The sequence below is a fragment of the Skermanella stibiiresistens SB22 genome, assembly GCF_000576635.1.
Taxonomy (GTDB): Bacteria; Pseudomonadota; Alphaproteobacteria; order Azospirillales; family Azospirillaceae; genus Skermanella; species Skermanella stibiiresistens.
In genome coordinates, this window is the sequence record NZ_AVFL01000122.1 from 1 (window position 1) to 435 (window position 435).

General features: G+C 65.7%; 1 protein-coding gene. It reads right to left on the reverse strand.

Going from position 1 to position 435, the window contains the following annotated elements; translation table 11 throughout:
• On the reverse strand, positions 1 to 435 hold a 435-nt coding region (locus N825_RS35750; RefSeq protein WP_037462476.1), incomplete at its 3' end, for a GTP-binding protein.

Sequence of the window (435 nt, forward strand, 5' to 3'; positions counted from 1 at the left end):
CTCCTCGTCGTCGACCATGTCGACCTTGTTCATGAACACGACGATCGCCGGCACGCCGACCTGGCGGGCCAGCAGGATGTGCTCGCGCGTCTGGGGCATCGGGCCGTCGGCCGCCGACACCACCAGGATCGCGCCGTCCATCTGCGCCGCACCCGTGATCATGTTCTTGACGTAGTCGGCGTGACCCGGGCAGTCGACGTGCGCGTAGTGCCGGTTGGCCGTCTCGTACTCGACGTGCGCCGTCGAGATCGTGATGCCGCGGGCCTTCTCCTCCGGCGCCTTGTCGATCTGGTCGTACGCGGTGAACGTGGCGCCACCGGTCTCGGCCAGGATTTTGGTGATCGCCGCCGTCAACGAGGTCTTGCCGTGGTCGACGTGACCGATCGTGCCGATGTTGCAGTGCGGCTTGTTCCGCTCAAATTTCGCCTTCGCCAT